This is a genomic window from Sphingobium sp. DN12 (assembly GCF_051058005.1).
GTDB lineage: Bacteria > Pseudomonadota > Alphaproteobacteria > Sphingomonadales > Sphingomonadaceae > Sphingobium > Sphingobium yanoikuyae.
Map to the genome: position 1 here is coordinate 2,005,661 of NZ_CP173717.1, position 24,264 is coordinate 2,029,924.

A 24,264-nucleotide genomic window follows, 5' to 3' on the forward strand; every position below is an offset into this window, starting at 1 on the left:
TGGTGCAGCGTCCTGTCGCCTGCGCGGCTACGGCCGTCGCTTTATGGGCAAGCCTTGGAAATGCCGCCCCTTCTTTGGCACCACCCCGATTGTCCACCGCGTCCGGTCCGATCCGCGGCGTGGTGCGCGACGATGTCCGCTTCTTTGGCGGCATTCCCTATGCCGCGCCCCCGGTCGGCGCCAATCGCTGGCGCGCACCGCAACCTGTCCGCGCCTGGAAGACCGAGCGTGACGCTACCGGCTTTGCGGCCGATTGCCCCCAGCCACAGCGCAAAGAGGACGCCGCCTTCCCCCAGGATGAAAATTGCCTGACACTCAACGTCGCCTCGCCTGACCTTGGCGCCCGCAAATTGCCGGTGCTGTTCGTCGTCCATGGCGGCGCCTATTTCGTCGGCTCGGGTCGGGAGCCGTTCCGCAACGGTATGCCGCCGCTGGTCAAGCAGGGTGTCGTCCTTGTCGTCCCCAATTACCGCATCGGGCGGCTCGGCTTCTTCGCCCATCCCGCCTTGACAAAAGAAGCACCCAAGGCAACCGCCAATTTCTGGCTGATGGACCAGGTCGCGGCGCTGCACTGGGTCCGGCAGAATATCGCCCGCTTCGGCGGAGATCCCGACAATGTGACCATCATCGGCTGTTCGGCAGGCGGCTCCAGCATCAATGCGCTGATGGCGACGCCGATGGCCAGGGGCCTGTTCGCGCGGGCCAGCGCCCATTCGGCCGGCGGCCTGTTCAACGCCAACCGCCCTCTGCCCCAGGCACAGGAACAGGGACTGGCCTTTGCCCAGCGCACGGGCGTGACCGGCGATGGCGCGCCATCGCTCGCTGCCCTGCGCAGGCTCAGCGTCGCACAGGTGCTGGCCGGTGACAGCGGCGCGCCGGACTTTGGCGCAACCGTCGATGGCAGTTGGCTGCCCGCTCCGCTTTCCACCCTGTTCGCAAAGGGCCAGATCGCGCATGTCCCGCTGATCAGCGGATCGACCAGCAACGAAGCCAGCGTCTTTGGCCTGATGGGCTTTGGTCGGGCGGAAATGGCGCGCCGTTTCGGCATCGACCTGTCGGCCGTGTCCGCCAGCTACGGCCTGTCCGACGAGGCGGAATTGCTGCGCCAGGTGCAGACCGACTTCCTGTTCACCTCGGCGGCGCTCGGCATGACCCAGTTGGCGGCCCGCGCCGGCCTGCCGACACGCGCCTATCAGTTCGATTTCGTGCCGCCCGACCAGCGCAGTTCGAAACCCGGCGCGGACCATTGCGCCGACCGCCTGTTCTGGCTCGGCCAATCCCCCTCGGCCGATGCGGAAAGCCAGGCGCTCGCCAGAACCATGTCGGGCTGGATGCTGAACTATGTGCGCAGCGGCGACCCCAACGGCCCCGGCCTGCCGCCATGGCCCGCCAGCCAGGACGGTCGCACCAACCCGCTGGTCATCGACCAGCATATCGCCGCCAACCCCGACTTCCGCGCCCGCCAGCTCACCCCCTGGTTCGACAAATGGCAGCGGGAAAGTGGTCAGACCTTCGGCTGGACGCCCACGCCATGACCCTGCGGTTGGAGCATGACGGCGCAGTGGCGATCGTGACGCTCGATCGCCCCCACCGGCGCAATGCCTTCACCATGGCGATGCGCGGCGAGATCGCCACGCTGTTCGACAATCTGGCCCAGGATGACGGGGTTCGCGCGGTCGTCCTGACCGGTGCAGGCGGTCATTTCTGCTCAGGCGCCGATACCGGCGAGATGGGTGCCGCCGACAGTGCCGCTTTCCTCAAGCGGATGCGCGCGCTCCACCGCATGATCCGCGCCATCGCCGCCACGCCCAAGCCCGTCATCGCAGCGGTCGACGGCGTCTGCGTCGGCGCCGGCTGGAGCCTGGCGCTCGCCTGCGATCTGATCCTCGCCAGCCCGAATGCCAGCTTTGCCCAACTCTTCGGCCGGATCGGCTATGCGCCCGACGCCGGCGCCATCTGGCAGTTGACCCGGCTGGTCGGCCCGATGCGCGCGAAGGAAATCGTCTATAGCGGCCGGACGCTCGACGCAGACGAAGCCTTGCAGCTCGGCCTCATCCTCTCGATCGAAGCAGACCGCCCAATCCGAGACGCGGCGATCGAACTGGCCACCCGCATTGCGCAGGGGCCGCCAGTCGCACAGGCGATGAGCAAGCAGTTGTTCGAGGCGACCACGCTATCCTTCGACCAGTTCCTCGACCGCGAGTTCATGGTCCAGCCCTTGCTGGCCACCACCGCCGATCATCGCGAGGGACTGGCCGCAGCGCGAGACAAGCGCATCCCGAACTTCATCGGCCGATAATCCCTTCATCAGCCTTGCCATCATGATCTCCATGGGGAACGGTGCAGCACGCCCCTGTCAATTTTGCTGTCCATCAGGTTCTTCATGGTCTTCACCGATATCGCCACCCGCACCTACAACCATAATTGGCGGCTCGACCCGATCGTCCGCAGCCTGCTCGACACCGACTTCTACAAGCTGCTGATGCTGCAGATGATCCGGCAGCAGCATCCCGATGTCCAGACCAGCTTCAAGCTGATCAACCGCACCCACCATGTGCGCCTGGCCGACATCATCGATGAAGGCGAACTGCGCGCCCAGCTCGACCACGCCCGCTCCCTACGGTTCGGCAAGAAGGAATTGATCTGGCTGGCGGGCAACAGCTTCTATGGCCGGACCCAGATGTTCAGCCCGGATTTCATTGCCTGGCTCGCCGACTTTCGCCTGCCGGAATATGAGCTGCGCCAGGTCGATGGCCAATATGAGCTGCGCTTCCACGGACTCTGGATCGACACGATGATGTGGGAGATCCCGGCCCTCGCGATCATCAACGAATTGCGATCGCGCGCGGCGATGAAGGGGCGTGGCCGCTTCGCGCTCGACGTGCTTTACGCCCGTGCCAAGGCGAAATTGTGGGAGAAGGTCGAGCGTCTGAGCGCCCTGCCCGATCTCGTCATCTCCGACTTCGGCACGCGCCGTCGCCATGGCTTCCTGTGGCAGCGCTGGTGCGTCGAGGCGCTGAAGGAAGGTCTCGGCGATCGCTTCATCGGCTCATCCAACGTGCTGCTGGCGATGGATGCCGACCTGGAGGCGATCGGCACCAATGCGCATGAATTGCCGATGGTCCAGGCGGCACTGGCGCCGGACGATGCAGCACTGGCCCGCGCACCCTATAGCGTGCTGGAACAGTGGCAGGCCCATTATGGCGGCAATCTGCGTATCGCCCTGCCCGATGCGTTCGGCACCGCCGCCTTCCTGAAGGACGCGCCGGACTGGGTGGCCGACTGGACCGGCTTCCGCCCCGACAGCGCCCCGCCGATCGAGGCGGGTGAGCAGATCATCCGCTGGTGGCAGGAAAAGGGGCGTGATCCGCGCAGCAAGCTGCTGATCTTTTCCGATGGCATGGACGTCGACAGTATCGAGGCGACCTATCGCCACTTCCACGGCCGCGTGCGGATGAGCTTTGGCTGGGGCACCAATCTCACCAATGATTTTCGCGGCTGCGCCCCGTTCGAAACCGACGGGCTCGATCCGATCTCACTGGTGTGCAAGGTGGTGGACGCCAATGGCCGCCCGGCGGTCAAGCTGTCGGACAATCCTGCCAAGGCGACCGGCGACCCGGCCGAGATCGACCGCTATCTGCGCGTCTTCGGCGGCGACGGGCGAAAGGCGGTGGCCGTCCAGGTTTAGCCGCAACGGACATGCACCTTGGTCTCTTCATTGGTCCCGCGCAGCGTCGCCATCATTGCCGGCAATTGATCCAGCGCGATCGCGTTGCTGATGATCGCCTTCGGGTCGACATGCCCCTTGTCCATCTGGTCGGCGATGTGGAGAAATTCCGCCATGCGGTAGCCGACGGCAAATTGCAGGCTGGCGCATTTATAGGATGCCAGCGCCGGAATGATCGCATCCGGCGCCGTGCAGAAGCCCAGCGACACGATCCGCCCGAATGGCGCGACATGGTTCACCGCCCGCCCCAGCATCCCGTCCACCCCGACAGCCTCGAACACGATCCGGGGCGCGCCGCCCAGCGCTTCGATCACCTGCCCCTTATCCTCGTCGCCAAAAGAAAAGAAGGCATCGGCACCCATGGCGATCGCCAGATCGCGCCGCCGGGCGGATCGCGACAGGACCACGATCCGCCCCGCCCCCAATCGCCGCGCCCAGTAGATGGCATAGAGCGCAACCGTGCCGCCGCCGAGCACCAGCACCGGGTCGCCGGGGCGGATATCGGCAAAGCGCGCGCCATACAGGCTGACGGCCAGCGGTTCGATCAGCGCGCCATCGGCCAGGGACAGGGTTTCGGGCAGGCGTACCGCCGCACCGGCCGGCACCACCGCAAATTCGGCAAAGCCCCGCATCGCGCCGCCCGGCTTTGCGCCGCACAATACCGGATTGCCATGTTCCTGGCAGGGAGTGCACTGGCCGCAGCCAATCGAGGGCATGACCGCGACCCGGTCGCCAGCACGAAAGCGATCGACACCCGCGCCAACGTCCACCACTTCGCCGGCATATTCATGGCCGATCTGCACGCCGCGGCCATAATCCCACATGCCGCCCCTCGTCATCGAAAGGTCGGTGCCACAGATGCCGCAGCGGTGGACGCGGATCAGCAATTCCCCCATGGCCGGTCGCGGATCGGGCAGGTCGGCGATGACGATCGGCTGGCCATCGCCCGGATAGATGGCCGCCTTCATCGCCCTGCCTCCGCCAGGTCGAAGCGCGCCACATAATCGCCGAACGCCGACCGCACCTCTTGCGCACTCATGCCATAGTCAGCGATCGAATAGCGATGAACGCCATGCTGCATCTCGGGCTTGTCCGCGATCCGCTGTGCCATGGCCATGCGCGTCGGATCGGGCATCTCCATGCCGATAAAGGCATAGATTCGCTCCAGCACGGCCATGGGCTGCGCATGGAAATCGCCATGGACGATATCGAGCAATTGGCCCGGATGGCGTTCCGCCACCTTTTCCGCCTTGCGCACGGCATGGGACCATTTGGCCGTTTCGCGTGCCAGCATCAGCGCGCCGCGCTCGGCCGCCCGCCCTTCCTCCATCGCCCCATGCCCCGCCATCAGCAGCGATACGAGCGAAGGCAAGGCCTTGGCCGGATCGCGATGGGTCTGGATCACCTTTGCATCAGGAAAGACGGCAAAGAGCAGGTCAAGATTTTCGATATGGCCGGGATTTTTGAGCAGCCAGCGCTTGTCCGGGTCGTTGGCACCGATCAACTGCACACAGCGGCGATAATGGTCGTAGCCGGCCGCCTCGCTTTGCGCGCACCACCAAGCGTCATAGCTCGCCGCCGACCAGCCGCAACTCCACAGGTTGGAGACAAAGGACTGGCGCAGCAGCATGCAGCATTCATGCACTTCCTCGGCCGCGACATGATGCGCGGCCCGCTTGGCTGGTGCATCGACATAGCGCCGCTCCAGCAAGGCGACCGAACGGCGGAAATCGGCATCCTCCTGCCAGCTTTCGACCGGTGGACGCGGACGCGGCGTATCGAGCAGCCAGCTTTGCAGCCCCTGGAAGCGTGGATCGACCGCCATCAGCCGATGCAGCGCCGTGGTCCCGGTGCGCGGCACGCCGGTGATGACGACAGGGCTCAGGATCGGCCGGGCATCGAAGCCCGGATGCGCCTTCATCGCCGCGATCGCACTTGCCCGGCCGCGCAGAACGCCGAGCACATGCCCCCAGGCAGTGCGCCGCCCCGCCACGGTAAAGCGCGGATCATAATCCATCGACTGGAGCAGCACGCGAAGCCCCGGCAGATAATCGTCAGGGCCAAAATCATCATGGCCGGTTTCCGCCGTCACCAGATCGTGCAACTGGTCGAGCGCGGCGGCGAAGCGTAGCGGCGGTTCATGTCCATTCGACATCATTGGCAATCCCCTCCCTTTCACCAGCGCCGCCGACGCTGGCAGGCCCGCACCCGCAGCCGCAACTCCTCGGCGCGCTGCTGCGGCGTGACGATCGGCGTGTCGGCCGGCAAATGGGTGCGCAACGCGTTCAGCTTCACCCGCGTGATGCTCGGCACCGGCGCGCTGTCGCAATCATACCAGCGGCCATAGATGCCGCCTTCGCGATAGCCGGCGGGATCAAGCCAGTTGGGCACGCCGGGGTCTTCCAGCGCGATGACGGCCCGATATTTGCCGTCACGGCTCAGCTTCGCATAATGGCCGTTGCTGCTGGACAGGCGATAGACATATTCCAGCGCGTTGAAATAGGGGTCGTTGAGCTGGATATTCCAGTAGGGCGCATGGGCCGGGATGTCGGCCTCGATGATCAGCGCCTCATCGGCGTCGAACTGGAAGCAGGCCGGCCAGTAGACCTGCTTGGCAAGCGCGCCGGGCATCCGCACCGGCTCGAACCGGTTGAAGCCGACCCGCTCCTTCACGCCATTCTGCATCGGATAATAAAGCCGCGTCTTGCGGCCGGGGAATTTTGCCATTTCCCGGATGCGCGCGACAATCTCCTCCGGCGACAGGCGCGGCTTGGGCGGCACCGGATCCAGACATTCGATCGTCAGTTGCGGATCGACCTCGTTCAGCCAGTCATAGCTGCGATAGCGCACCATCAGCCCGCCCGCCTGAGGATCGATCGGCGCCCATTTGCCAACATAGCCCGCCGGGCGCCGGGCGCTCAGGATCAGTTCGAAATGCTCCCCCGGCTCCAGCCCCAGATCGTTGTCGTCCACCTCATGATGGCCATTGGGTCGGGGCATTTCATCGACCGTCCCGGACAAGGCCCTTTGGGTGGTGAAGCTCAATATCTTGCAACTGCCCCGATTGCCGGCGATGCGGTAGGTCAGATCCCCGCGGATCGGCGACTGGAGGTAGATATCGTCCGGATTGGGCTGGAGCGTATAGACCGGGTTCCACAAGGGGGCCCAATCGGGATGCTCCGGCGTGGCATGGAAATAGGCGAAATAGGCATAGGACAGGCTGGTCATCGTCTGGCGATAGACGTCGGCGCGATAGGCCGGATCGTCGGGGCGCCAGGTGTCGCCAAGATTGGCGACCGCACTCTCCAGATCAGTCAGATAGGCCAGGATGTCGGGTTCGATGATCATGATGGCATGCCTCTCCTCTGCCACTGGCGGGCAGCATATAGATAGTATTCACTATCATTTGATTTTAGGAGAGGCCCCGGCCCGAGATCGCCGGCGCGATGGATCGCGGTTCAGCGCCGCATGAACCCCATCCAGCGCAGCAGGCAATAGCTCACCCCCGCCGCCCCGGCCGCCACCAGCGTCGCGGTCAGCGTGCCATGCGACGCACCGGCAAAGGGCATGCCCCCAGTGTTCATGCCGAACAGTCCGGTGACCAGGGTCGCCGGCAGCATCAGCGCGGTGATGATCGACAGGATGTAGAGATTCTGGTTGGTCCGCTGCGCCGCCTGTATGTCCAGTTCGTCGCGCAACAGCCGTAATTGCGCTTGGCCCTCCAATATGTCGGCGTCCAGCGCCTGCAGCCGCTGGGTCAGTTTCTCGACCGTGGGCAGCAGCGCGTCCGGCAGTTCCTCGTCCCGCTCCAGCCGCTGGAACACGCCCCGCGCGCCCGACAGCAAGCGATGCAGTTGCGCCAGCCGGCGGCGAATACCGACCAGGTCGCGCGGCTGGGGCGGATGATGCCCCTCCAGAAAGGCATCCTCGGCGCGCTGGATGTCCGCCGACAGGGTGCGGCTGATATCGGCGATATTCTCGGCAATGGCGCCGACCAGCAGGTCCAGCGCCTGCGCACCGCCGATCACTCCCTTCGTCCGCTCCAGCCGATGACGCGCGATGTCGGCGCAGCGCAGCGGATGCAGCCGGGTGGTCAGCATCAATGTCGGCGTCAACGCCATGCGCAGCGCGCCCACCCGCGCGGTATCGGCCACATCGAAATCCCGCTCGAAATCATGCAGAACGCAGCCGACCGTGTCGCCATCGACCAGCGCCCGCTGATGCGTATCGGGCGACAGGATCAGTTCGCGCACCGCCTCGGGCAGCATCGCCGCACCCTCGATCCATTGCCGCGTGCCATGATCGGCCAGGTTCAGGTGCAGCCAGCGAAAGCCGCCCGTCGTCCCGCCATCGCAATGATCCACCGGCCTGATCGCATCAGGCGCGAAGTCCAGCCCCCAGATCAGCCCCGGCCCCATGCCCGGAACCGGTAATATGATGGGGATCAGCGGGGCGTTCCGGTCGCCGATATGCCGCTCCTGTCGATCAGAAGATCTGCGCGAAGACCATATATAGCAGCCCTGCGAGCAGGATCGAACAGGGCAATGTCAGCACCCAGGCCATCAGCAGGTTGCGCACCGTCGCCATCTGCAGGCCCGATCCATTGGCCGCCATCGTGCCGGCCACGCCCGACGACAGGACATGGGTGGTCGATACCGGCAGGCCCATATGGTCCGCGCCGAAGATCGTCGCCATCGCCACCAGTTCGGCCGATGCGCCCTGCGCATAGGTGAGGTGCGTCTTGCCGATCTTCTCGCCCACCGTGACCACGATCCGCCGCCAGCCGACCATGGTGCCCAGGCCCAGCGCAAAGGCGACGGCAATCTTCACCCAGGTCGGAATGAAGCGGGTGCCGGCATCAAGCGAGCCCTTGTAGGTCGTCAGCGCCTTCATTTTCGCTTCGGAAAGACCTGCCGCCTTTTCCTTGCCCAGCCGCTTGATCGCTTCGGACGCCAGATACATGTCGTTGCGGATGTTGGAGACAGCAGCGGCCGGCACCTGCGCCAGCGATCCATAATTCATCACCTGCCGATCGACATCGGCGATCAGCACCGACAGCGCCGGCATGGTCGTGTCGGCAAAGCGCTTGTCGGCGATATAGCGCGTGACCTGCGCGCGCGCCTCGACCGGCTGCATCATGGCGGGCGCGCGCTGGCCTAGCGCCGCCGTGGCGGCAATCGAATTGGCGTGGAATTCGGTGGTGTAGCGCGCCGGCACCGCGCGGTTGAGTGCATAGGCAGTCGGCACCGTGCCGATCAGGATCAGCATGATGAGACCCATGCCCTTCTGCCCGTCATTGGAGCCATGGGCGAAGCTGACGCCGGTGCAGGTGAAGATCAACAGCGCACGGATCCACAATGGCGGCGGCATGCCATTTTGCGGCTCGCGATAGAGCGCCTTGTTGCGGACAAGGACTTTCATCGCCACGAACAGCAGCGCCGCCAGACCAAAGCCGATCAGCGGCGAAAAGAGCAGCGCCTGGCCGATCTCGGTCGCCTTGCTCCAGTCGACGCCGGACGTGCCGCTCTTGCCGTGCAACAGCGCATTGGCGACGCCGACGCCGATGATCGATCCGATCAGCGTGTGCGAGCTGGACGACGGGATGCCCAGCCACCAGGTGGCGAGGTTCCATAGGATCGCCGCGATCAGCAGCGCGAACACCATGGCGAAACCCGCGCTGGACCCGACCTGCAGGATCAGTTCGACCGGCAGCAGCGACACGATGCCGAACGCGACTGCGCCGGTCGACAGCAGCACGCCCAGGAAATTGAAGAAGCCCGACCAGACCACCGCGATATTGGCCGGCATCGCATTGGTGTAGATCACCGTCGCGACCGCATTGGCGGTGTCGTGGAAGCCATTCACGAATTCGAAGCCGAGCGCGATCAGCAGCGCCAGAAACAGCAGCAGGAAGGGCAGATAGGCGGTCGGTGCCACGCCCACCGCCGTCGCATCGCTATAGACGCTGTAGACGACATAGATCAGCGCGGCGATGATGGCAGCGCCAAAGCCGATCGAGCCAGCCATGCCCAGCCCCTTGTCCATCTCGGGCCGGCGTGCCCCGCCAATCGCCACGCTTGCATTCATCGAATCGTCCCCGAACGGCAAATAATGTTAACCCTCTAGGTCCGCTGCATGACAGCCGCGTTGCGGTGCTGAAATCGAAGGAAAATTCGCGCCCGGCGCTTGCCCATCGGCAATCCGTCCGCCTAGGGTCGCCCGGCATATAAGTTGGAGCGAAGATTTGGACGTCATTTCGGTCGTATTATTCCTGTTGCTGGCTGTCGTCGTCAGTGGCGCCCTGTCGCGCATGATGCCGATTTCCATCCCGACACCTCTGGTCCAGATCGCCCTTGGCGCGATCATCGGCCTGTCGACATCGCACAGGGTCGCGCTCGATCCCGAAATATTCCTGCTCTTGTTCCTGCCGCCTCTGCTGTTCCTCGACGGCTGGCGCATTCCCAAGGATGAACTGCTCAAGGACGCCTCGACCGTGGTCGAACTGGCGCTGGGGCTGGTGCTGACCACCGTCATCGGCATGGGCTTCTTCATCAACTGGATGATCCCGGCGATGCCGCTCGCCGTCGCTTTCGCGCTCGCCGCCGTGGTCTCGCCGACCGATCCGATCGCCGTGTCCGCCATCGCCGCGCGCGTGCCCATTCCCAAGCGCATGATGCACATCCTCGAAGGGGAATCGCTGCTCAACGACGCCTCGGGCCTGGTCTGCCTGCGTTTCGCCATTGCCGCGGCGCTGACCGGCAGCTTCTCCGCCGGCGATGCCGCGCTCAACTTCCTCTGGCTCGCCTTTGCCGGCATCGCGATCGGCGTAGGCGTCACGCTGGTCGTGTCGCGCGCCAAGGCCTGGGTCACGCGCCGCTGGGGCGAGGAAACCGGATCGCAGATCCTGGTCAGCCTACTGATCCCCTTCGGCTCCTATATCCTGGCCGAACATGTCCATGCCTCCGGCATCCTGGCCGCCGTCGCCGCGGGCGTCACGATGACCTTCGCCGAAATCTCGCGCGAGGCGATGGCAGAAACCCGGATGCGCCGCAATTCGGTGTGGGACACGATCCAGTTCACGCTCAACGGCATCATCTTCGTGCTGCTGGGCGAACAATTGCCCGGCATCCTTGCCGAAGCGAAGCGCACGGTCGCGCTGACCGGCCATAGCGAACCCGGCTGGCTGGCACTCTACACGGTCGCGATCGTCGTCGGCCTGGCTGCGCTGCGTTTCCTGTGGGTGTGGCTGTCGCTGCGCTTCACCATCCTGCGCAACCAGTATCGCGGCGTCGATGGTCCGCGCCGGCCCAACTGGCGGCTGGTGGCGGCGACCTCCTTCGCCGGGGTGCGCGGCGCCATCACCCTTGCCGGTGTGCTCACCCTGCCGCTCGCGCTCAACGACGGCACGCCCTTCCCCGCGCGCGATCTTGCCATCTTCCTGGCCGCGGGGGTCATCATCCTGTCGCTGATCCTGGCCAGCGTCGCACTGCCGCTGCTGCTCAAAAATCTCGACATGCCGGCCGAAGCCAGCAAGGCCGCGGAAGAGGACGCCGCCCGCATCGTCACCGCCGAGGCAGCGATCCAGGCGATCGAGCGGCATCAGCATGAACTGGCCGAAACCCATGGCCATGCCGAACGCTATGCCGAGGCTGGCGCGCGCGTGATGGACCTGTATCGCGAGCGGATCGAGGCCCTGGGCGCAGCCGAAGCCGACAGCCTGCGTGCGCAGGGCGCCCTGTTCCGCGATTTCCGCATGGTCGGCGTCGCGGCGGAACGTGCCGCCCTCCTCACCCTGCTGCGCAGCCGCAAGATCGGCAGCGAGGTCGGGCGCAAGCTCACCCGTGAGCTTGACCTGTCCGAAGCGCGCCTGCGCGCATGAACGGCGGCGACGCCAACAAGCCGGCCCGGCGGCCGCGCCGATCCTCGGCGGAGGTCGCCAGCCGACTGATCCAGGCGGCGCAGGAGGAATTTCGCCGCCATGGCTATGCCGGCGCGACGACCGCCGCGATCGCCCGCGCCGCCGACACGACCGAGGCGCAACTGTTTCGCAGCTTCGCGTCCAAGGCCGCACTGTTCCAGGAAGCCGTGTTCCGCCCGCTCAGCCAGCATCTCGAACGCTTCAATGCGGATCATCCGGTGCCGCAGGACGATGCCAGCCGCGCGGATACCGCACGCCTCTACATCGCCGAACTGCAACGCTTCGTCACCGAGCATGAGGCACTGCTGCGGGCGATGATGCTGGCTGGCGGCCCGGCGGGGGACAGCGGCAATCCGATCGAGAGCCTGGCCGCCTATTTCGAGCAGGGCGCCACCGTCCAGTCGGCCCGGATCGAGGGTACGCCGCGCGTCGATCCGCGCCTTATGGTCCGCGCCGCCTTCGCCGCGGTACTCGCCAACCGGCTGTTTCGCGACTGGCTCTACCCGGCGGGCCTGGCGGACGATGCCAGCATCGACGCAGCGATCGCCGATTTCGTGCTGGACGGGATCAACGCCAATCGGGGCTGAGCGTCCGCCCGCATTTCCAGCCTATGTGTCAGCGCCGACAAATTCCCCGGCCCATCCCGTGATAGCAGGCCCGTCTGTCTGCAACGGGAAGGACCGGCGTGCTGGAATATCTGGGAAAGGGCGAGCATCTTCTCTCGCTATGGCTTGGCCTGTTCGTCGCGACCGGGATCGGGGCAGGCATCGTCAGCGGCTATTTCAAGGCGCGCAAGATCCAGCCGCGCGGGTTCAAGTGGAAGATTTTCCGGAACGAGGCCGGCTTTGCCGTCATCAACCTCGCCATCACCGGCCTGCTGCTCGGCACGATCAAGACCAAGCTGGTGGAGATCGGCGCGATCAGCTTCAATCCGGCGCCCGCCGCCTGGTGGACGATCGCGCTCGAATATGCGCTCTATTTCTTCCTGTTCGACACCTATTTCTACTGGCTGCACCGCTGGATGCACAAGGAACCGGTCTATAGCTGGGTCCACAAGCTGCACCATAAGTCGACCTCCCCCAACCTGCTCACCACCCTGTCGGTCAGCCCGCTGGAATCGCTGATCAATGGCGGCTTCGTGCCGCTGTTCCTGACCGTCTTCACCGTCCATGACGCGACCGTCGCGCTGATCGTGCCGACCAACATCATCATGGGCCTCTATGTCCATTCCGGCTATGAGATGCTGCCGCGCTGGTGGAACCGCAGCTGGGCGACCAAATGGTTCATCTCCGCCACCTTCCACGATCAGCATCATCGCTATTTCACCGGCAATTTCGGTGGCTACACGACGATCTGGGACCGGCTGTGCGGCACCATGCGTCCGAAATTCGAGGCCGATTTCGACAAGATCAAGCAGCGCCGGAAGACGGACGACGCCCCGGTTGCCACCGTCAGCGAAAGTGCCTGAGCCATGCGCGACATCGCCCTTCTCCTCGCCCTGCTGCCCATCGGTGCGGCCCCGCTCCGTGCCCAGACGCCACCACCGGTCGGCGCGACCCTGATGGCGCCCGGCCTGCCCGTGGCCGATCTCGACAAGGCGCTGCGTTTCTATCAGGTCGCACTCGGCCTCGTCCCCGCCACCACGCTGCAACATGGGCCGGTGACCGAAGTCATGCTCTGCGCCGACGGCAAGAGCGGCCGGCTGACCCTGATCCTGCTGCACGACAAGGCGCAGAAGGCGCCGCCGGCCGACAGCGGCATCGCCAAGATCGTGCTGCGCGTGCCAGATCTGTCGGGCGTTGCATCGCGCATGCAGGCAGCGGGCTATCCGGTCGGTGCGATCCGCGCCTCGGGCAAGGGCCCCTCCATATTGATGATCCACGATCCCGACGGCCATGAACTGGAGCTGGTCGGCAATCCGCCCAGCCCGGCCTAACGCCGAAGCGATATCTCCAGCATCTGCATGGCCAGACACAGACGGCTTGGGTTAGCCCGGCACCCCAAGGAGAGAATGGATGAGCCAGACACCCAAGGTCGCGGTCGTCACCGGCGCCAGTCGCGGCGCGGGCCAGGGCATTGCCACCGCACTCGGCCAGCATGGCTGCATCGTCTATGTCACCGGGCGCTCGGAAAAGGCCGGCGACGCCCCCCTGCCCGGCACCATCTACGAAACCGCCGCCGCCGTGACGGCCGCTGGTGGACAGGGCATTGCCGTGCGCGTCGACCATGGCGATGACGAGCAGACGCGCGCGCTGTTCGACCGGGTGCGCGCCGAACAGGGGCATATCGACATATTGGTCAATAATGTCGCCGCCATCCATGACGAACTCACTTTGCCCGGCCGCTTCTGGGAAAAGCCGCTGAAGCTGGCCGACATCATCACCGTCGGCATCCGCAGTTCCTATGTCGCCAGCTATCATGCCGCGCCGATGATGGTCGATCGCGGCCAGGGGCTGATCGTCTTCACATCGGGGTCGGGCGCCTCCCATTATGTCTATGGCCCCGGCTATGGCGCGCACAAGGTCAGCCAGGACAAGATGGCGGCCGACATGGCCGTTGACCTGCGCGGCACCGGCGTCACCGCCCTGTCGATCTGGATGGGCGCGCTGCGCACCGGACGCCTGCTGCAACTGATCGCGTCGGACCCGGCCAAATATGCCTATCTGGAAAAGATGGTCGAAACGCCCGAGTTCACCGGCCATGTCATCTGGGCGCTGTGGCAGGATCCGGCATTGGCGGACCATGCCGGCCAGACGCTGATCGGCGCAGAACTGGCCGAACATTATGGGCTGCGCGACGCGGGCGATCGCCAGCCCCCCTCCTACCGGCAAAGCTATGGCGTCGCGCCGCTGCCGCAATATGACCGGATCATCCGCTGACCCGATCGGCCAAGCATCGCCATGGCGACGCCCTTTTCAGGTCCGTCCGGCGCCGCGCTGGTTTACACCGAAGTTGACAGAGAGGAGGCCGTCATGAGCGACGACAGTTCCGCCGCCATCCGCGATACGCGCAAGGACTGGATCAGCGAGCATCGCGACATGTATCTGCGATCGGGCGGGGCGCAGGGCCATATCATGGACATCACCGCCGTCGGCGGCCATGGCTTCACCACCCATTGCATGATCCGCTATACCGGCCGCAAGAGCGGCAAGACCTTCATCACCACCCTCATCTATGGCGATATCGGCGGCGAAGTGGTGATCGTCGCGTCCAAGGGCGGCGCCGACCATCATCCCGCCTGGTATCTCAATATCCGCGACAGCGAGACGGTCGATTTCCAGGTCGCGACCCAGGCCTTCCGCGCGACTTGGCGCGAGCCGCAGGGCGAGGAACGCGACCGGGTCTGGGCCTTCATGTGCCAGGTCTTCCCGGCCTATGCCGGCTATCAGCAGTCGACCGACCGCCTGATCCCGCTGGTGATGATGAAGGCGATCGAACCGATCGACGGCTTCAAGGCGTCGGACGCCACCGGCGAACGGCAATATTGAGCGCGGGAGGAGAGCCATGATCAAGCAGATCGTCTTCCTCAGGAAGCGCGACGACCTCTCCATGGACCAGTTCATGGACTATTATGAGAACCAGCATTCGCGCCTGTCGCAGAAGATGGGCGCCAAGCCCGCCCTGCCCAATGCCCAGCGCTATGTCCGCCGCTATGTCACGCCCCAGCCCAACCCGCTGACCGGTGAGATCATTCATCCCGGCTATGACTGCATCATGGAAATCTGGTGGAACAGCCTGGCCGATTATCAGGCGGCGATGAAGGGCCTGTCCGACCCGGCGATGCTCGACATCCGCAAGGCGGACGAACTGCAACTCTTCGCCAGCAACAGCAACCCCGTCTGCCTGGTCGAGGAACATGACAGCCCGATGGGGCCGAATGGCGAGATGATGCAGGTGCAACTGGTGCCGCAGGACTGAAAGGGAAGAGCTGGAGATGGACCTGGAACAGGAAGTCGCCGCGTTGCGCGCCACCGTGCGCGTCCTGCAGGACCGGCAGGCGATCCGCGATTGCATCCTGCGCGAATGCCGCGGACGCGACCGGCAGGATGTCGACATCATCAACAGCTGCTGGTGGGAGGATGGCGTGGACGAGCATGGCCCGATCATCACCCGCGCGCCCGACTATGCAGCGCGGGCCAATATGGGCCATGGCAAATTCTTCCTGTCGACCAGCCACAATATCACTAACCATCTGTGCGAGATCGACGGCGACACCGCCTATTGCGAAAGCTACACGGTCGGCGGCCTGTTCTGGCAGGATGGCAAGACCACGACGATCGCCTTTGGCCGCTACATCGACCAGTTGGAACGGCGCGGCGGCGAATGGCGGCTGCTCACCCGTCGCTGCACGATCGAGATGACCGCCGACACCGATGCGAGCTGGGTCTATTCCGCCAATGTAAAAGGTTTCCTGAAGCCCCACTGGAGCAGGGAAGACGCCTCCTACCAACGCCCCGTCGTCGCCTCGACCCAGGGCGAACGCTGGTAGCCCGGCGTGCCGGCTATCGGCGCAAAATGCCTCTGCAGAAAAATTCTGCTTGCTTCACATAAGGTTCATGGACCGGACCTATAGATGTGGCTGTCACTTCTTTCCCCCCTTGGAGTGACACCTCCCTGAACCTCGGCCCCGTCGCATCCCTTGTGCGGCGGGGTCTCTTTCTGTTCAGGCCATGGCGCGGGCGACGCCCAGCAGCCCCGCCAGCGTCGCGCCGTCATCGTCCCGCCGCCAGGCAAGGCCGGTCTCCAGGATCGGCGCATCCTGCAGGTCGAGATAGCGCACCCCGGTCCGCGCCAGGTTGCGCAGTGACGCCGGCACCAGCGCGATGCCCATGCCTGCCGACACCAGGCTGATGATCGTCTGCATCTGGATCGCCTCCTGCCGGATCAGCAACGGCTGCCCCCGGCCGGCCAGATAGCCGCTCACCAGATCATGGAAGGCCGGCGCCACCCGGCGCGGGAACAGGATCAGCGGTCGATCCAGCCAGGGATCGCCCTGCGCCTGATCGTCCGCCACCCAGCCCTCCGGCACCGCCACCACCAGCGGCTCACGCAGCAAGGGCATATAGGCGAGCGCGTCGGGGAGCGCGCCATCGGGCGCGATCAATATGCCGGCATCATTCGCCCCGTCGATCAGGTCGGCAATCTGCACGTCGCTGGTCGCCTCGGTCAGTGCGATCTCCACCTCCGGGAAACGGGCGGCATAATCGCGCACCAGCGCCGGCAACAGGCTATAGTCGGCGGTGCTGACGAAGCTGAGGCCGATCTGCCCCGCACTGCCGTCGCGCAGGCGGCGAGCGATGTCCGGCAGCGCGCTCACCGCCTCCACCGCCGGACGGACATGCTCCAGCCATTGCCGGCCAAAGGCGGTCAGTGCGACATTGCGCTTCGACCGGGTGAAGAGCGGCGCGCCCAGCTCCCGCTCCAGTGCCAGGATCGACTGGCTGAGCGGCGGCTGGGTCATGCCCAGGCGCTGCGCCGCCCGGCCGAAATGCAGCGTGTCGGCAACAGCCAGGAAATGGCGCAGCGGGCGAAGGTCCATGGCAATAAAGTCTCCTTGCGACCTTATACCGCTTCAATAATATATTTCACAACCTTTGCGCAAAGGCGTAGGGGGCAGCCATTGCAGGGAAACAAGATTACAGGAACGGCGCAAAATGCCTCATTATCGTTCACGCACCAGCACCCACGGCCGTAACATGGCGGGCGCGCGCGGCCTCTGGCGCGCCACCGGCATGAAGGACGAGGATTTCGGCAAGCCGATCATCGCCATTGCCAATTCATTCACCCAGTTCGTTCCCGGCCATGTCCATTTGAAGGATCTGGGCCAACTGGTCGCGCGCGAGATCGAGGCGGCAGGCGGCGTCGCCAAGGAATTCAACACCATCGCGGTCGATGACGGCATCGCCATGGGCCATGACGGCATGCTCTATTCGCTGCCCAGCCGCGATCTGATCGCCGACAGCGTCGAATATATGGTCAATGCCCATTGCGCCGACGCGCTGCTGTGCATTTCCAACTGCGACAAGATCACGCCGGGCATGCTGATGGCCGCGATGCGCCTCAACATCCCCGTCATCTTCGTGTCGGGCGGGCCGATGGAGGCCGGCAAGGCCGACATTCGCGGCAAGACCGTGGCGCTTGACCTGGTCGACGCGATGGTCGTCGCCGCCGACGAGAATTATACCGACGAGGAAGTCGCCGCGATCGAAAAGGCGGCCTGCCCCACCTGTGGCAGCTGCTCGGGCATGTTCACCGCCAACTCGATGAACTGCCTGACCGAAGCGCTGGGCCTGTCGCTGCCGGGCAATGGCTCGATCCTCGCCACCCATGCCGATCGCGAGAAGCTGTTCCGCGAGGCCGGCCATACCATCGTCGACCTCGCGCGCCGCTGGTATGAGCAGGATGACGCATCCGCCCTGCCCCGCAACATCGCCTGCCATGCAGCCTTCGAGAATGCGATGAGCCTGGACATCGCCATGGGCGGTTCGACCAACACGGTGCTGCACCTGCTCGCCGCCGCGCATGAGGGCGGCGTCGATTTCTCGATGGCCGATATCGACCGGCTGTCGCGCCGCGTGCCGTGCCTGTGCAAGGTCGCGCCGGCCAAGCAGGACGTGCATATGGAGGATGTCCATCGCGCCGGCGGCATCATGGCGATCCTGGGCCAGCTCGAACGCGCCGGCCTGCTCGACACCAGCCTGCCGACCGTCCACGCCACCACCATGGGCGAGGCGATCAACCGCTGGGACATCAGCCGCACCAACAGCGAGGCGGTGCAGGAATTCTTCAAGGCCGCGCCCGGCGGCGTGCGCACCACCCAGGCCTTCAGCCAGAATAATCGCTGGAAGGAACTGGACATGGATCGCCAGACCGGCGTGATCCGCAGTGCCGAGCATCCCTTCTCCAAGGATGGCGGCCTCGCCGTGCTGTTCGGCAATCTGGCGCCCGAAGGCTGCATCGTGAAGACCGCCGGCGTCGACGACAGCATCCTGACCTTCCACGGCACGGCCCGCGTCTATGAAAGCCAGGACGCGGCGGTCGCCGGCATCCTGGGCAATGAGGTGAAGGCGAACGACGTCGTCGTCATCCGCTATGAAGGGCCCAAGGGCGGCCCCGGCATGCAGGAAATGCTCTATCCGACCAGCTATCTGAAGTCGAAGGGGCTGGGCAAGGCCTGCGCGCTCATCACCGACGGGCGCTTCTCCGGCGGCACGTCGGGCCTGTCGATCGGCCATGTCTCGCCCGAGGCGGCCGAAGGCGGCCTGATCGCGCTGGTCGCGACCGGCGACCCGATCCTGATCGACATCCCCAATCGCGGCATCCAGTTGCTGGTCGACGATGCCGAACTGGCCAAGCGCCATGAGGAGATGGTCGCGCGCGGCAAGAAGGCGTGGAAGCCGTTCGGCCGCAAGCGCAACGTCTCGCCGGCGCTGCGCGCCTATGCGGCGCTGACCACCAACGCCGCGCGCGGCGCGGTGCGCGACGTCAGCCAGGTCGAAAAGGACTGATAGAAAAAGGCCCGGTCGTCCATCGACCGGGCCCTTTTCTTTGGGCTTACTGCGCCTTGGCCGCTTCGGGCGCCGCGATCGGGCCGCCCTTCACTTCCGGCGCCCCCTTCAGATAATGGGCCAGCCAGCCCTGCACCTCGCGGTAGAATTGGCGGCTATCCTCCGGCTTGGTGATCCAGTGCCAGGCATCGGGGAAGATCAGCAGGCGGCTGGGCACCTGCATCCGCTGCAAGGTCGACCAGGTTTCCAGCGTGTTCGCCAGCGGCACGCGGAAATCGCGCTCGCCCGCGGTCAGCAGCATCGGCGTCTTCCAGTCCTTGCCATAGGTGATCGGGCTCTGGTCGCGCCACACCGGGCTGTCGCCCCAGGGCGGACCGCCGCTCGCCACTTCGCGGCCATAGTTGAAATCGCTGGTGCCCCACTGGGTCAGCAGGTCGACTTCACCGGCATGGCTGACGATGCACTTGTAGCGGGTGGTGGTCGCCTCCATCCAGTTGGCGAGATGGCCGCCATAGCTGGCGCCGCCGATGCAGGCATTGGCCGTGTCGATGAAGCCATAGCGCTTGCCGGCCTCATCCACCGCCTGGTTGATCTCGTTCGCCGGGCCACGCAGCGGATCGAGCTTGATCGCCTGCGAGAAGGCCTCGCCATAGCCGGTCGAGCCGGTATAGTCGGTCATCAGCACGACATAGCCGGCGCTGGCAAGCAGGTGATAATTCCAGCGCAGGCCGATCTGGTCCATGTTGGACGATGCCGGGCCGCCATGCATCAGCACCATCAGCGGATATTTCTTCGCCGGGTCGAACGCCGGGGGCGTGACGATCATGTTGTGGATGCGCCGGCCCTTGTCGGTGGTGAACCAGAAATGGTCCGGGCTGGCCCAGTCGATCGTCGCAGCGAGCGCCGTATTGACGTTGGTCAGATTCTTGTGCCGCTTGGCGGCCGGGTCGATCCGCACGATTTCCGCCGGGTTCACCGAACTGCCATAGCTGGCGATAATCTGCGTCGACTTGGCGTCCGACGGAATGTCGATCCCGGCATAGCCGCCGACCTTGGGCGCGATCACCAGTTCGGGCGTGCCGCCGCTCACCGGCACACGATAGAGATTTTCCATCCCCGCGTCGGGCACGGTCAGATAGAGGCTGCGGCTGTCGGGGGTCACCGCATAGCTGTCCACCGCGCGATCGAAGGGCCCGGTCAGCAGCGTCGCTGCCCCGCCCGCCGGCCAGGCAACCCGGTGCAGCTTGGCCAGGTCATAGACCTCCTGCCCCTGCGTGTTGAACTGGAAGATCAGACTCTTGCCGTCCGGCGTGAACTTCATGTCGCCATATTCGCCCGGCGTCGGCGTTAGCAGCACCGGCTCACCGCCGTCGGCCGGCATGCGATAGAGGCCGAAATTGACGCGGGCGTGCGCCGCATTCCAGCGCTCGGTGGTGGCGGTGAAGATGATCTCCTTGCCATCCGGGCTCCAGACCGGGGCCAGCGTCATGCCGCCGTCGCTCTGGGCGTTGCCGCCAAAGCCATCGGCCTGCGCCAGCTTGGTTGCGGACAGGATATCGCGCGCCGGCGCACCTTCCGCCAGCGGCTGGATCCACAGGCTCGGCCGCTTGTCGTCCAGCCAGTCATTCCAGTAGCGGATCGGGAAATGCTCATAGACGCGCATATTATATTTGCGCGCCTTGCGTTCCTCGGCCGCCTTCTTGTTGGCGGCGGCGTCCATCGCGCCGGGATAGACCGCGCTTTCGAACAGGATCGCCTGGCCATCGGGCCGCCAGATCGGCTTGCCCGCGCCGGTCGGGATGCTGGTCACGCGGCGGGCTTCACCACCGGCCAGGTCCAGCACATAGATTTGCGCGACATCGTCGCCCTCGCGCTTGGCGGAAAAGGCGATGCGGCGGCTGTCGGGCGCCCAGGCCGGATCACCCTCGCCCGCCTTCGTCGCGGTCAGGCGGCGCGGCGCGGCCGATCCGTCGGCCGGCACGATCCACAGGTCGCTGACCGCGCCATCCTTCTCATAGGATGGTTCGCTGAGCGCATAGACCACCCATTTGCCGTCCGGGCTCGCCACCGGCGCGCCGACGCGCTTCATCATCCACAAGGTTTCGTGGGTCAGCACCTGCTTGGGCTGTGCGATTGCCGGCGCGGCGCAAGCGCCCGCCACCATTGCCGCCGACAGCAGCAAACGGGATATCATTGTCACGGTATCAAACCCCTGTTCTGACATTGGGCCGAACGGCCAGACCGCATGGTCAGCACGATAGGCGCAGGATTTCAAGCAACAAGCGCGGCGACAACGGAGATGGCACGCCCCGTCCCACAGACTGACGCCCCGGTAAAAACCCCCATTTCCAATTTTCCGCCAATCGGCATCATGCGCCGATGACATGCCCACCTCCTGCATTGCCGGTCGATGCGCCGACCAACCTGCTCGATATCCCGTCCGGACATGAGGCCGAGGAACTGTTCGAGGATATAGTGTCGATGCCGGGCGTGCGGATCGAACGGATTATATCCCACGGCCACAGCACACCGCCGGAGCGCCCCTATGTCCAGCATTGGGATGAATGGGTGCTGGTGCTGACCGGGACCGCCGAACTGCTGCTGGAAGGGATCGGCACCTATCGCCTGGAACCGGGGGATCATCGACTGATTCGAGCGGGCATCCCGCACCGCGTCACCCATACGGACGCGCCGACCATCTGGCTCGCCATCCACATCGGCGAAACCTGAAAAACCGGCGGAAAAGGACGAAAATGCGTCCGTTCCGCAAGCGCATGCATATGCACAGATTTTTTTCAGGAATGGCAAAAGCAGCGCTTGCCATTTGGGACAAGCCGCTGCATATGCGCGGCCTGCCCGGCGCAAGCGGGGCTGCTCCCCGATAGCTCAGCGGTAGAGCATTCGACTGTTAATCGAATGGCCGTAGGTTCGAATCCTACTCGGGGAGCCACTATTTCAGCCCTTGGCAAGGCCGGGCTGGCTCCAGACAATCCGAAATTAAGCGCATCGCACGATTGCGGCACGCACAGCGCACAAATGCATTGCGGGCCGGAACCTCTCGGCCCGGCCCGCATGAAGTTATGGTTACGCCCGAAGGCGTCGTGCGATCAGCGCGATGCGAACTGGCGACCGCGCGTCGATGCCACGGCCCAGCGCTGCGGCGTCGCGTTCGGCGCGCCTTCCCGCACGAAACACTGACCGTGCTGCGCCTTGATCGACTGGCACAAAGTCTGCGCATCCGCACGGCTGCCAAAGCCGCTGATCGCGATCCGGTGGAAGGTCCGACCGTTGACGGTCGCCTGGCTGGTGAGCACCGGGAAGGCGGCGATGCGTCCGTTGACGCGCGCCATGCTCGTCCATTTTTCCTTGGCCACGGCCGGCGAATTGAAGGCGCCAAGCTGAACGACCCAGGCGCTCGCGCCCGTGGTCACCGGCTTGATATAGGCAACCTGCTGCATCCGAGCCGCCGGGCTGGCAGCGGGAGCAACCTTGGCCTTGGCCGGCTTGGTCTTGGCGACGGCCAGGACCGTCATCGGCTTGGGCGCAGCCTTGACCGCGGGTGCGGGCGTGGACGCCGGCACGGCGGTTTCGATGATCCGGGTGTTGAGTGCCGGCGCGGCAGGCGCCGGCTCGGCCGCAGCCATCTCGATCGGCGATCCGGTCGGCAGGTCCAGCACCGGGGCCGGCTCGGTCGACGCGGCGGCCAACGCCACCGGTGCGGCATCCGGCGCAGCGGGCGCCAGCGCCAGCACCGCCGGCTGGCCCTGATCGGCGCCGTTGACGGTAACGCCCATCAGCGCGGCGACGCGCTGCGGCGCCAGTGCCGGGTCGGCCATGCCGGCCCATTGGGCGATACGCTGATTGGCGGCAAGCGGCGCCAGATCGAGCCCGGCAACCAGCCGCGCATCCTTCCAGCGACCGGCCAGCGCATAGGCATAGGCCAGGTTCTGGCGGGTGCGGGCATTGGCCGACGGATCCTGGATCGCGGCGGACAAGATACGAACGCCTTCGGTCGGATCACCGGCCATGGCCAGCGCCAGGCCATAATCGCCCGCCGGCACATTGTCGGTATTGGCCGCCAGCAGATCGCGCGCGGCATCATTCTTGCCCAGCGCCACCTCGACCAGCGCCAGGCTGACGATGGTGCGCGAATCGCGGTTGCCCAGGGTCATCGCGTCGGTGAAGGCCGTCTCGGCCGAAACGAAGCGGCCATCCAGCACATAGGCACGGCCCAGCAATTGGCGATATTGCGCATTGTCGGGCGCCGCCTGCACGGCCGCTTCCGCTGCCTGCACGGCCTTTGCGCCGTCGCGATCGGCCAGCGCCTTTTCTGCCGCCTCGGCCGGCTTGCCGGGATTGGCGTGCTTGACCGCCGCCGAACGCGGATGGAATGCCGCGCCGGTGCAGCCGACCATCGTCGTCGCCACCATCAAGGAGGAAACGGCCGCCTTGCCAAATGCCGTTCGTTTCATGACCTTACCCACCTATAATCAAAGATCGCCGCGTCAGTGCGGCAATTGCTGGGCAAGCCGATCAATCTCGGGCAGCCCTTCGAGGAAAGCATCCAGTGCTTCGGTAACAACCTGTTGCGCCGACCGGCCAGTCACGGCCGCCGCCAGGCGCAGCTTGAGATGACGCCCCGCATCCAGCCGCAGCGTGAAGGCCGCCTTGCGTGCGTTGTCGACCGCCATCGCCTTGGCCGGTGCGGCGCGCACCGGCGCCGGCTTTGCCCGCATCGGCTTGGCAGCCATCACCAGTTCGGCCGGTTCCGGCTCGGCTTCGACCGTCTCGGGCAGAACGACCTGCGCCACGCGCTCGGCCAGTTCCTCGCGTTCGGTCACGACCGCCGGGACCGGAACCGGTGCGAGCACCGTGCTCATCGGCGTCAGGCCGGTGGCGACGGGCGCGGTCGGCGCGGCAGGCTCGTCATCGTGCATCGGCACGTCGAAACCCATGTCGTTCCAGCCCAGATCGTCGGACACCATGCCGGCATTGCTCGGGCGACCAAAGCCCAGCATCGGGCGGCGCATCGCCGGCGTGGCGGCGCCCTTGCGCGCCAGCAGGCCGGACGTCAGGGAAGCGATCGGTTTGGCTTCAGCCATGATAGCCCC

At 65.4% G+C, this 24,264-nt stretch carries 22 protein-coding genes and 1 tRNA gene; 14 read left to right on the forward strand and 9 right to left on the reverse strand.

From position 1 onward, the window contains the following. The first annotated feature begins 89 nt into the window (after positions 1-89). The 3 genes from ACI6S0_RS09395 (at position 90) to pncB (ending at position 3,688) form a co-directional block, all read left to right on the forward strand. Positions 90-1,535, forward strand: coding sequence for a carboxylesterase/lipase family protein (locus ACI6S0_RS09395; protein ID WP_434405637.1), 1,446 nt, complete (start codon positions 90-92; stop codon positions 1,533-1,535). Next, positions 1,532-2,299 carry an enoyl-CoA hydratase/isomerase family protein gene (locus ACI6S0_RS09400; RefSeq protein ID WP_434405638.1) on the forward strand — a complete coding sequence of 256 codons (768 nt, stop codon included), beginning with the start codon at positions 1,532-1,534 and terminating at the stop codon, positions 2,297-2,299. The genes ACI6S0_RS09395 and ACI6S0_RS09400 overlap by 4 nt, the downstream gene beginning before the upstream one ends. An 84-nt stretch (positions 2,300-2,383) precedes the next feature. Continuing rightward, positions 2,384-3,688 (forward strand): nicotinate phosphoribosyltransferase, encoded by a 1,305-nt coding sequence (gene pncB, locus ACI6S0_RS09405; protein ID WP_434405639.1) that lies wholly within the window; start codon positions 2,384-2,386, stop codon positions 3,686-3,688. Here pncB and ACI6S0_RS09410 read toward each other — a convergent pair. The 5 genes from ACI6S0_RS09410 to ACI6S0_RS09430 form a co-directional block, all read right to left on the reverse strand. Continuing rightward, positions 3,685-4,695: an alcohol dehydrogenase catalytic domain-containing protein gene (locus ACI6S0_RS09410; protein WP_434405640.1), complete on the reverse strand. Its 1,011-nt coding sequence runs from the start codon at positions 4,693-4,695 to the stop codon at positions 3,685-3,687. The two genes, pncB and ACI6S0_RS09410, sit on opposite strands and share 4 nt — an antisense overlap. Beyond that, the gene (locus ACI6S0_RS09415) at positions 4,692-5,885 is read right to left on the reverse strand and encodes a sulfotransferase family protein (protein ID WP_434405641.1); all 1,194 of its coding nucleotides are present in this window, start codon (positions 5,883-5,885) and stop codon (positions 4,692-4,694) included. Before ACI6S0_RS09415 ends, ACI6S0_RS09410 begins: the two co-directional genes overlap by 4 nt. 17 nt (positions 5,886-5,902) lie before the next feature. Next, positions 5,903-7,075 carry a hypothetical protein gene (locus ACI6S0_RS09420; protein ID WP_434405642.1) on the reverse strand — a complete coding sequence of 391 codons (1,173 nt, stop codon included), beginning with the start codon at positions 7,073-7,075 and terminating at the stop codon, positions 5,903-5,905. A gap of 110 nt (positions 7,076-7,185) precedes the next feature. After that, on the reverse strand, positions 7,186-8,145 hold the full coding sequence (locus ACI6S0_RS09425; RefSeq protein ID WP_434405643.1) for a transporter: 960 nt from the start codon (positions 8,143-8,145) through the stop codon (positions 7,186-7,188). Between the two features lie 67 nt (positions 8,146-8,212). Continuing rightward, the gene (locus ACI6S0_RS09430; RefSeq protein WP_434405917.1) at positions 8,213-9,772 is read right to left on the reverse strand and encodes an inorganic phosphate transporter; all 1,560 of its coding nucleotides are present in this window, start codon (positions 9,770-9,772) and stop codon (positions 8,213-8,215) included. A gap of 199 nt (positions 9,773-9,971) precedes the next feature. Between ACI6S0_RS09430 and ACI6S0_RS09435 the strand changes: the two genes are divergently transcribed. From ACI6S0_RS09435 to ACI6S0_RS09470, 8 genes are all read left to right on the forward strand, one after another. Beyond that, positions 9,972-11,606 (forward strand): Na+/H+ antiporter, encoded by a 1,635-nt coding sequence (locus tag ACI6S0_RS09435; protein ID WP_434405644.1) that lies wholly within the window; start codon positions 9,972-9,974, stop codon positions 11,604-11,606. Further along, a complete protein-coding gene (locus ACI6S0_RS09440) occupies positions 11,603-12,232 on the forward strand; it encodes a TetR/AcrR family transcriptional regulator (protein ID WP_434405645.1) in 630 nt (209 codons plus the stop codon). Before ACI6S0_RS09435 ends, ACI6S0_RS09440 begins: the two co-directional genes overlap by 4 nt. Positions 12,233-12,330: 98 nt before the next feature. Then, positions 12,331-13,113 (forward strand): sterol desaturase family protein, encoded by a 783-nt coding sequence (locus ACI6S0_RS09445; protein ID WP_434405646.1) that lies wholly within the window; start codon positions 12,331-12,333, stop codon positions 13,111-13,113. A gap of 3 nt (positions 13,114-13,116) precedes the next feature. Further along, the gene (locus tag ACI6S0_RS09450) at positions 13,117-13,581 is read left to right on the forward strand and encodes a VOC family protein (protein WP_434405647.1); all 465 of its coding nucleotides are present in this window, start codon (positions 13,117-13,119) and stop codon (positions 13,579-13,581) included. A gap of 79 nt (positions 13,582-13,660) precedes the next feature. Beyond that, positions 13,661-14,524: an SDR family NAD(P)-dependent oxidoreductase gene (locus tag ACI6S0_RS09455; protein WP_434405648.1), complete on the forward strand. Its 864-nt coding sequence runs from the start codon at positions 13,661-13,663 to the stop codon at positions 14,522-14,524. A gap of 93 nt (positions 14,525-14,617) precedes the next feature. After that, positions 14,618-15,133, forward strand: coding sequence for a nitroreductase/quinone reductase family protein (locus ACI6S0_RS09460; protein ID WP_010338973.1), 516 nt, complete (start codon positions 14,618-14,620; stop codon positions 15,131-15,133). A gap of 16 nt (positions 15,134-15,149) precedes the next feature. After that, positions 15,150-15,563, forward strand: coding sequence for an EthD domain-containing protein (locus ACI6S0_RS09465; RefSeq protein ID WP_161730922.1), 414 nt, complete (start codon positions 15,150-15,152; stop codon positions 15,561-15,563). A 16-nt stretch (positions 15,564-15,579) separates the two neighbouring features. After that, entirely contained in the window at positions 15,580-16,134 is a 555-nt protein-coding gene (locus ACI6S0_RS09470; protein ID WP_434405649.1) for a nuclear transport factor 2 family protein, read from the forward strand. A gap of 174 nt (positions 16,135-16,308) precedes the next feature. On the opposite strand, the gene ACI6S0_RS09475 is transcribed toward ACI6S0_RS09470, so the two are convergent. Next, positions 16,309-17,184: a LysR family transcriptional regulator gene (locus ACI6S0_RS09475; protein ID WP_434405650.1), complete on the reverse strand. Its 876-nt coding sequence runs from the start codon at positions 17,182-17,184 to the stop codon at positions 16,309-16,311. A gap of 115 nt (positions 17,185-17,299) precedes the next feature. On the opposite strand from ACI6S0_RS09475, the gene ilvD reads away from it, so the two are divergent. After that, positions 17,300-19,153 carry a dihydroxy-acid dehydratase gene (ilvD, locus tag ACI6S0_RS09480; protein ID WP_010338969.1) on the forward strand — a complete coding sequence of 618 codons (1,854 nt, stop codon included), beginning with the start codon at positions 17,300-17,302 and terminating at the stop codon, positions 19,151-19,153. A 46-nt stretch (positions 19,154-19,199) separates the two neighbouring features. On the opposite strand, the gene ACI6S0_RS09485 is transcribed toward ilvD, so the two are convergent. Continuing rightward, positions 19,200-21,347 carry a S9 family peptidase gene (locus ACI6S0_RS09485; protein WP_434405918.1) on the reverse strand — a complete coding sequence of 716 codons (2,148 nt, stop codon included), beginning with the start codon at positions 21,345-21,347 and terminating at the stop codon, positions 19,200-19,202. 185 nt (positions 21,348-21,532) lie between these two features. Here ACI6S0_RS09485 and ACI6S0_RS09490 point away from each other — a divergent pair, with 185 nt between their 5' ends. Together ACI6S0_RS09490 and ACI6S0_RS09495 are read left to right on the forward strand one after the other, a co-directional pair. Next, positions 21,533-21,883, forward strand: a complete 351-nt coding sequence (locus ACI6S0_RS09490; RefSeq protein ID WP_234831776.1) for a cupin domain-containing protein — start codon at positions 21,533-21,535, stop codon at positions 21,881-21,883. 145 nt (positions 21,884-22,028) lie between these two features. Beyond that, positions 22,029-22,103, forward strand: a tRNA-Asn gene (locus ACI6S0_RS09495). Positions 22,104-22,260: 157 nt separating this feature from the next. On the opposite strand, the gene ACI6S0_RS09500 is transcribed toward ACI6S0_RS09495, so the two are convergent. After that, positions 22,261-23,625, reverse strand: a complete 1,365-nt coding sequence (locus ACI6S0_RS09500; RefSeq protein ID WP_434405651.1) for an SPOR domain-containing protein — start codon at positions 23,623-23,625, stop codon at positions 22,261-22,263. Between the two features lie 33 nt (positions 23,626-23,658). After that, the gene (locus tag ACI6S0_RS09505; RefSeq protein ID WP_099234235.1) at positions 23,659-24,255 is read right to left on the reverse strand and encodes a hypothetical protein; all 597 of its coding nucleotides are present in this window, start codon (positions 24,253-24,255) and stop codon (positions 23,659-23,661) included. Positions 24,256-24,264 lie beyond the last annotated feature (9 nt).

What these genes read in the sequence shown, in the direction of transcription:
- ACI6S0_RS09400 (WP_434405638.1), top strand. Translation starts at nt 1,532, where the DNA reads ATGACCCTGCGGTTGGAGCATGACGGCGCAGTGGCGATCGTGACGCTC.
- pncB (WP_434405639.1), top strand. Translation starts at nt 2,384, where the DNA reads ATGGTCTTCACCGATATCGCCACCCGCACCTACAACCATAATTGGCGG.
- ACI6S0_RS09410 (WP_434405640.1), bottom strand. Translation starts at nt 4,695, where the DNA reads ATGAAGGCGGCCATCTATCCGGGCGATGGCCAGCCGATCGTCATCGCC.
- ACI6S0_RS09415 (WP_434405641.1), bottom strand. Translation starts at nt 5,885, where the DNA reads ATGATGTCGAATGGACATGAACCGCCGCTACGCTTCGCCGCCGCGCTC.
- ACI6S0_RS09420 (WP_434405642.1), bottom strand. Translation starts at nt 7,075, where the DNA reads ATGATCATCGAACCCGACATCCTGGCCTATCTGACTGATCTGGAGAGT.
- ACI6S0_RS09425 (WP_434405643.1), bottom strand. Translation starts at nt 8,145, where the DNA reads ATGGGGCCGGGGCTGATCTGGGGGCTGGACTTCGCGCCTGATGCGATC.
- ACI6S0_RS09430 (WP_434405917.1), bottom strand. Translation starts at nt 9,772, where the DNA reads ATGGACAAGGGGCTGGGCATGGCTGGCTCGATCGGCTTTGGCGCTGCC.
- ACI6S0_RS09440 (WP_434405645.1), top strand. Translation starts at nt 11,603, where the DNA reads ATGAACGGCGGCGACGCCAACAAGCCGGCCCGGCGGCCGCGCCGATCC.
- ACI6S0_RS09450 (WP_434405647.1), top strand. Translation starts at nt 13,117, where the DNA reads ATGCGCGACATCGCCCTTCTCCTCGCCCTGCTGCCCATCGGTGCGGCC.
- ACI6S0_RS09455 (WP_434405648.1), top strand. Translation starts at nt 13,661, where the DNA reads ATGAGCCAGACACCCAAGGTCGCGGTCGTCACCGGCGCCAGTCGCGGC.
- ACI6S0_RS09460 (WP_010338973.1), top strand. Translation starts at nt 14,618, where the DNA reads ATGAGCGACGACAGTTCCGCCGCCATCCGCGATACGCGCAAGGACTGG.
- ACI6S0_RS09465 (WP_161730922.1), top strand. Translation starts at nt 15,150, where the DNA reads ATGATCAAGCAGATCGTCTTCCTCAGGAAGCGCGACGACCTCTCCATG.
- ACI6S0_RS09470 (WP_434405649.1), top strand. Translation starts at nt 15,580, where the DNA reads ATGGACCTGGAACAGGAAGTCGCCGCGTTGCGCGCCACCGTGCGCGTC.
- ACI6S0_RS09475 (WP_434405650.1), bottom strand. Translation starts at nt 17,184, where the DNA reads ATGGACCTTCGCCCGCTGCGCCATTTCCTGGCTGTTGCCGACACGCTG.
- ilvD (WP_010338969.1), top strand. Translation starts at nt 17,300, where the DNA reads ATGCCTCATTATCGTTCACGCACCAGCACCCACGGCCGTAACATGGCG.
- ACI6S0_RS09485 (WP_434405918.1), bottom strand. Translation starts at nt 21,347, where the DNA reads ATGATATCCCGTTTGCTGCTGTCGGCGGCAATGGTGGCGGGCGCTTGC.
- ACI6S0_RS09490 (WP_234831776.1), top strand. Translation starts at nt 21,533, where the DNA reads ATGACATGCCCACCTCCTGCATTGCCGGTCGATGCGCCGACCAACCTG.
- ACI6S0_RS09500 (WP_434405651.1), bottom strand. Translation starts at nt 23,625, where the DNA reads ATGAAACGAACGGCATTTGGCAAGGCGGCCGTTTCCTCCTTGATGGTG.
- ACI6S0_RS09505 (WP_099234235.1), bottom strand. Translation starts at nt 24,255, where the DNA reads ATGGCTGAAGCCAAACCGATCGCTTCCCTGACGTCCGGCCTGCTGGCG.